The sequence below is a fragment of the Gordonibacter pamelaeae 7-10-1-b genome (assembly GCF_000210055.1).
GTDB lineage: Bacteria > Actinomycetota > Coriobacteriia > Coriobacteriales > Eggerthellaceae > Gordonibacter > Gordonibacter pamelaeae.
Genome location: NC_021021.1, coordinates 1,550,724 through 1,556,150, shown reverse-complemented (window position 1 = coordinate 1,556,150; position 5,427 = coordinate 1,550,724). Strand labels below are relative to the sequence as shown.

The following is a 5,427-nucleotide window of genomic DNA, read 5'->3' as shown; positions in this document are numbered from 1 at the left end:
CAGCACGGCACCGTCCTCCGGGCGGCCGGCCGAGCGGGCGGCATCGGCCAACAGGACGATCGCGCGCTTCTCCGCCAGGCACCGGGCGCGCGCGGCCTGCAAGTCGTCGTAGACCGCGCCCACGTTCTCCCGCGTGAACGCCGCCTGCCTGCGCGCCCGATAACGACGGTACGCGTGCATGCCCAGCAGCTCCAGCGCCACAAGGCCCGCCACGACCGCGACGAGCAGCACGATGGTTTCCATAACGGCCCCTTTCGATCAGAACGGGCTTTCGCGTCGGTGCGGGACGCCTCTTCCCAGTCCTGCGCACCTGATTCCTCGAATTCTGGCAGATTTTGAAGGATATTCGTCGATCTCACCGCCCGCACCCGCAGCGATCGGAACGCTGTTTCCAAAGCGTTCCTGTCGTCCCAGTTCGCAGGCCCGTCCTGATGGCGCTCCTGTCGAGCCGTCTTCAGGGTACGACGAATAACTTCCAAAAGCTGCCATTTCGACGGCATCCGCAACCCAACCGCCGTCGGCATGCCGTTGGCCGGCCGGCAGGCAGGTTGCCGTCCGTCCGCGGCCGACCGCCTCCCCGCACCCCGGCATGCGGCCGGGGTGCGGGGCCCTTCCTTAGTCGCCCAGGGCGAACACGGCCTGCTTCGTCTTGGCGGCCAGCTTGGCGTTCAACTCCTCCAGCGGGCCGTACTCGAGGCATTTCGCCTGGCAGTGCTGCACGCAGGTGGGCACCTTGCCCAGCTCCCGGCGCGCGGCGCACAGGTCGCACTGGTCGGTGGGCACCGGCATGTAGGCCAGCTGCCACACGTCCTCGTCGATCTTCCACGGGCCGATCTCGTTCACCAGGATGCCCGTCTGCCCCACCGGGTAGCCGTGCTCCATCTGGCATGCGAACTCGCACGAATGGCAGCCCGTGCACCATTCGTAGTCAACCAAGATTCCGTACTGGGCCATTGTTACTCACCGTCCTCGAGCTTGTAGAGCCTGCAGATGCTCGTCTTGTAGTTGGAACCGAACCCGCTCTTGCCGGGGCTGTACACCATGAGGTTGTTGATGTTGTACTCGAACACGTCGAAGAACTTCTCCGGGTCGCCCTCCGGCCGCCACCACGCGTGGTCGCAGGCCACGATGCGCGGGTCGGTGAGGATGGGCGTCGACTCGATCCTGATCTTGGCGCGGCCGTTCTGGTTCTCGATCCACACCCACTCGCCGTCCTCCATGCCGAGCTCCGCCAGCTTGTCGGGGTGAACCTGCACGATGGGGTCGGGGTGCATCCGGCGCAAGCGCTCGATCTGGCGGTGCTCCGAGTGGAAGTAGCTCCAGTTGCGCGCGCCCGTGGTAAGCACGAGCGGGTACTGCTCGAACAGCTCCGGCGTGGAGCCGGGGCCCGGATCGGGCTCCTCGAAGTACGGCAGCGGGTCGAGCTCGGCCGCGTTGTAGAACGTCGACCACAGCTCGATGCGGCCCGTGGCCGTCTGGAATCCGGGCTGGCCGTCGTTGCGCATCTTGCCGGTCTTGTACTTGTAGTACTCCACCGGAAGGTACACCGGCGCCTCCTCGCGCAGCTCCTCCCACGAGTAGCCCGTGGGCTTCAGCAGCTCGGTGAACATCTCCTCCGGCTTCTCCCAGGGCCAGGCCTCGGGGTTGAAGCGCTTGCCCAGCTCCAGGTTGATCTGCATGTCGGACTTGCACTCGCCGATCTGCGTGACCTTGTTGATAACCTCGCCGCGCTGCGGGCCGTCGCCCACGCGGATGCCGTTGCGCTCGGCGAACGTGGCGGCCGGCAGCACGACGTCGGCCAGTGCCATGATGGTGGGCGTCATGAACAGGTCGACCGACACGATGAAGTCGCACTTGTTGAACGCGTTGTACACGCGGTGCGGGTCGGCGCCCATGCAGGCGATGCCGTTCGTGGTCTGGAAGTGCGCGCCGTGGATCTCGTAGGGCACGCCCGTCTCCATGGTCTCGATGAGCACGTCGGGCGAGGACTGCTTGAAGCCCATCTGCAGCAGGCGGTAGCGGTCGAGGCCCAGGCGCTTCGGCTCCTGCTCGGGGGGCAGCAGGTCGCGGCCCCAGCCGCCGGAGTACGCCATGATCTCCGCGGGGGGCACCAGGCCGCCCGGGCAGTCGATGTTGCCCGTGATCTGGAACAGCGCCGCGATGGCCTGGCCGGCGGGGATCGCCTCCCGCGTCATGTCGATGGCAAGGCCCCACTGCAGCGTGGCCGGCTTCGCCGCGGCCAGCATGCGGGCGGCGCGCACGATCTTGTCCTCGGGGATCCAGGTGATCGCGGCCACGCGGTCGGCCGGGTACTCCTGCACGCGCTCCTTCAGCTCGTCGAAGCCGTAGCACCAGCAGTCGACGAATTCCTTATCGTAGATTTCCTCGTTGATGATGACGTTCAACATGCCGAGCGCCAGCGCCGCGTCGGTGCCGGGGCGGATGGGCAGGTGCAGGTTCGCCTTCGCCGCCAGGAACGTCACGCGCGGGTCGATGACCACGGTCTTCATGCCGCGCTTCATGAGGTCGATGACCCAGTGGCCGAAGAAGCCGTCCGAGTTCGCGATGAGGGGGTTGTTGCCCCACACGAACATGACTTCGGGCATGGTCCAGCCCTCGTGGTCGAACCGGTCGGGGAAATGCTGGGCCACGTCGGCGATCCAGAACGAGCCCGTCGTGGCGGCCATACCGGCCACGCGCGGCAGATAGCACGCGTTGCCCGAGAGCACGTTGCCGTAGTTCGGGCTGCCGAACGACCAGCACAAACGCGACTGCCATGGCGCGATGTCGCGGCCGGTGCCGTGGATGAACACCACGGACTCGGCACCGTACTCGTCCTTGATGGCATTGAACTCGCGCTCTACGATGTCGTAGGCTTCGTCCCAGCTCACGCGCTCCCACTTGTTCTTGCCGCGGTCGGCGCGGGCGCGCTTCATCGGGTAGGTGAGGCGGTCCTTGTGGTTCACGATCTCGGGCATGTCGAGGCAGCGCACGCACAGGCGCCCCTCGGTCATCGGGTTCTCGGGGTCGCCCTCCACCTTCACGAGCTTGCCGTCCTTGTCGGTGTACATCAGCACGCCGCACCCCAGGTGGCATCCCGGCCCCGACCACGCGCTGCCGCGCGTTACCGTGTACTCGCCTTCCTCGTAGCGCCACGGCTTCTCATGCGGGATGGTGATGCCCTCTGATTTCTCCATGCTTCGCCCTCCTTGTCTCGTCGTCGAAAAGCACTGGAACCAGCATGCCGTGCCGAGCGGGACCGCGAATCGCCGCCGCGACGTGAAATCGCACGGCACGCGTCACGATATGGGATTGATGAGGAACGAAGGATGGCATACTGCGGAGGGTAGTATGCCGGGAAAAGGGGCCGATGGGCCGCCACAAGACGCAAAGGCTCTTCCAAGCCGTCGTAGTCTCCGATGCGGCACACGGTCGCGACCTCGTTGAGCGAGCACACCATCATGAACAGGCCGTCGTCGGGCGCTCCACACGACGACGCCTTCACCGCGGCCAATGCGGGCAATGTCTCGGCCCGCCGCATGTGGCGAGGAAAGTGGCGGTGTCAATCATGTACTGGCTTTCGGAAAGACACCCACCGACACAGTAATCACCGGTTTTCCACATCGCCAGACCTATCAACAGCGAAGGAGAACGCTTCCATCAGAGAAATCCCAGGTGGAGTTACTTCACTGTCAAGCAAATTTTGCCGGAACATCCTACGGAGGCCAGAAAGGAGGGGCCCGTTGTAGAAAACCAGTGATTACTGTGCCATTCGATGCCGACTTCTCGATGTTCATCCGTTTATCTGCAAGCACGCATGCGGCAACCTGCAATAGAACGCAACGAGAACGTCATCCGCCCACTCCCAAGGGTAGCGGGCAGTTGGAAACCCTCGCAATGAGGCGCCGAGCATCCACTGCGCGAGGGGCTTCGTGCATTTTTTGGAGCCGCATGCTTTTCCTCAGTTGCAAGCCTATAATAGACAATTAGTTTGATTATCGAAGTATTGTCGACTCTTACGCGGAAGCCCGTTAGCAGTAGGTGGGGCAGGCGCATCTTGGTCGAAGGCAGGAGAAACATCGTGGGCAGTGCATTGGTGGGATTCGGCAAGGCGGTTCCGGCGCTTGAGGTGCAAAACGACGACCTGAAGGCGCTCGTCGACACGAACGACGAGTGGATCAGGACGCGCACCGGTATCGAGAGCAGGCACGTGGCCGTAGGCGAGTCGAACGCCGACCTGGCCGAGCAGGCGGCGCGCGAGGCGCTGGGCTGGGACGCGGGCGGCTTCGCCGAGCGATGCCTCGAAGCGGGCGAGATCGACCTCGTGGTGTTCGCCACCATCACGCCGGACACGGTGGTGCCTTCGATGGCAGGCCTGCTGCGCCGCCGCCTGGGCCTCGAGAACGCCATCGCCTTCGACGTGAACGCCGCCTGCACGGGCTTCGTCTACGGCCTGACCGTGGCCGAGGTCCTGATGGCCGCGAGCGCACCGAAAACCCCGGGCGCCGCCGGGCGCAACCCCGTGCGCCGCGCCCTCGTGGTGGGAGCCGAGCGCCTGACCCGCCTGACGAACTGGGCCGACCGCAACACGTGCGTGCTGTTCGGCGACGGCGCCGGCGCGGCCGTGCTCGAGTGGAGCGACGAGCGCCCCGGCATCCTGGGCAGCTACATCGTGAACGAGGACGATGCGACCAACGCGCTGTCCTGCCCCGCGACATACGACGCGCCCCAACCGTTCGACGCCAACGGCATCGCGCCGGCGGTCGCGGACACGGACGCGGCGGCCGCGCAGATCGCCGACGAGCTCGCCGTGCGCGAGGCCATCGAGGACGGCCGCCCGCGCCAGACCATCTACATGAACGGCCAGAAGGTGTTCAAGTTCGCCGCCGAAGCCATGACCGTCGCCGTCAACCAGGTGCTCGACCGCGCCGGCGTCGCGCTGGACGAGGTGGCCTGCATCGTCCCCCATCAGGCCAACGAGCGCATCATCAAGTACGCCGCCAAGAAGCTCGACCGCCCGATGAGCCTGTTCCAGCTCTCCATCGCCCACGCCGGCAACACCTCGGCCGCCAGCCTGCCCATGGCGCTGGCCGAGGCGTACGCCGCCGGCCGCATCAAGCCCGGCGACAAGGTAGTGCTCGTGGCCTTCGGCGGCGGCTTCACCAGCGGCGCCGTGGTGTACGAGGCGTAAGCACCACCACGTCCGTCGTCGCTTGCACCGGCGCCTGCTACGTGTCGGGAAGGATCGCCTACCTCCGCCCCACGGCGCGGGTGACGGCGCGGGCGCAGGCAACGGCGGCCACGGCCTTCACCAAGTCGGGGATCGCGAAGGGGGCGATGGTGACGGCGAACGCAGCGGCGAGGTCCACCCCGACCACCGCGGCGTACTGCACGCAGCCGCACGTGTACGTCACGACGATGAACACG

At 66.0% G+C, this 5,427-nt stretch carries 5 protein-coding genes; 1 reads left to right on the top strand and 4 read right to left on the bottom strand.

The window, feature by feature from the left end; genetic code table 11:
• From GPA_RS19025 to GPA_RS07175, 3 genes are all read right to left on the bottom strand, one after another.
• The coding region (locus GPA_RS19025; protein WP_041239229.1) for a hypothetical protein at positions 1-243 on the bottom strand (243 nt) is incomplete at its 3' end.
• Between the two features lie 372 nt (positions 244-615).
• Positions 616-954, bottom strand: coding sequence for a hypothetical protein (locus GPA_RS07180; protein ID WP_015539446.1), 339 nt, complete (start codon positions 952-954; stop codon positions 616-618).
• Between the two features lie 2 nt (positions 955-956).
• Positions 957-3,197, bottom strand: coding sequence for a molybdopterin-dependent oxidoreductase (locus GPA_RS07175; RefSeq protein ID WP_015539445.1), 2,241 nt, complete (start codon positions 3,195-3,197; stop codon positions 957-959).
• Positions 3,198-4,081: 884 nt separating this feature from the next.
• On the opposite strand from GPA_RS07175, the gene GPA_RS07170 reads away from it, so the two are divergent.
• Complete coding sequence (locus tag GPA_RS07170) at positions 4,082-5,191, top strand: 3-oxoacyl-ACP synthase III family protein (protein WP_041239228.1); 1,110 nt, start codon at positions 4,082-4,084, stop codon at positions 5,189-5,191.
• A gap of 58 nt (positions 5,192-5,249) precedes the next feature.
• On the opposite strand, the gene GPA_RS17380 is transcribed toward GPA_RS07170, so the two are convergent.
• Positions 5,250-5,414: a biotin transporter BioY gene (locus GPA_RS17380; RefSeq protein ID WP_269446302.1), complete on the bottom strand. Its 165-nt coding sequence runs from the start codon at positions 5,412-5,414 to the stop codon at positions 5,250-5,252.
• Positions 5,415-5,427: the final 13 nt, after the last annotated feature.

What these genes read in the sequence shown, in the direction of transcription:
- GPA_RS07175 (WP_015539445.1), bottom strand. Translation starts at nt 3,197, where the DNA reads ATGGAGAAATCAGAGGGCATCACCATCCCGCATGAGAAGCCGTGGCGC.
- GPA_RS07180 (WP_015539446.1), bottom strand. Translation starts at nt 954, where the DNA reads ATGGCCCAGTACGGAATCTTGGTTGACTACGAATGGTGCACGGGCTGC.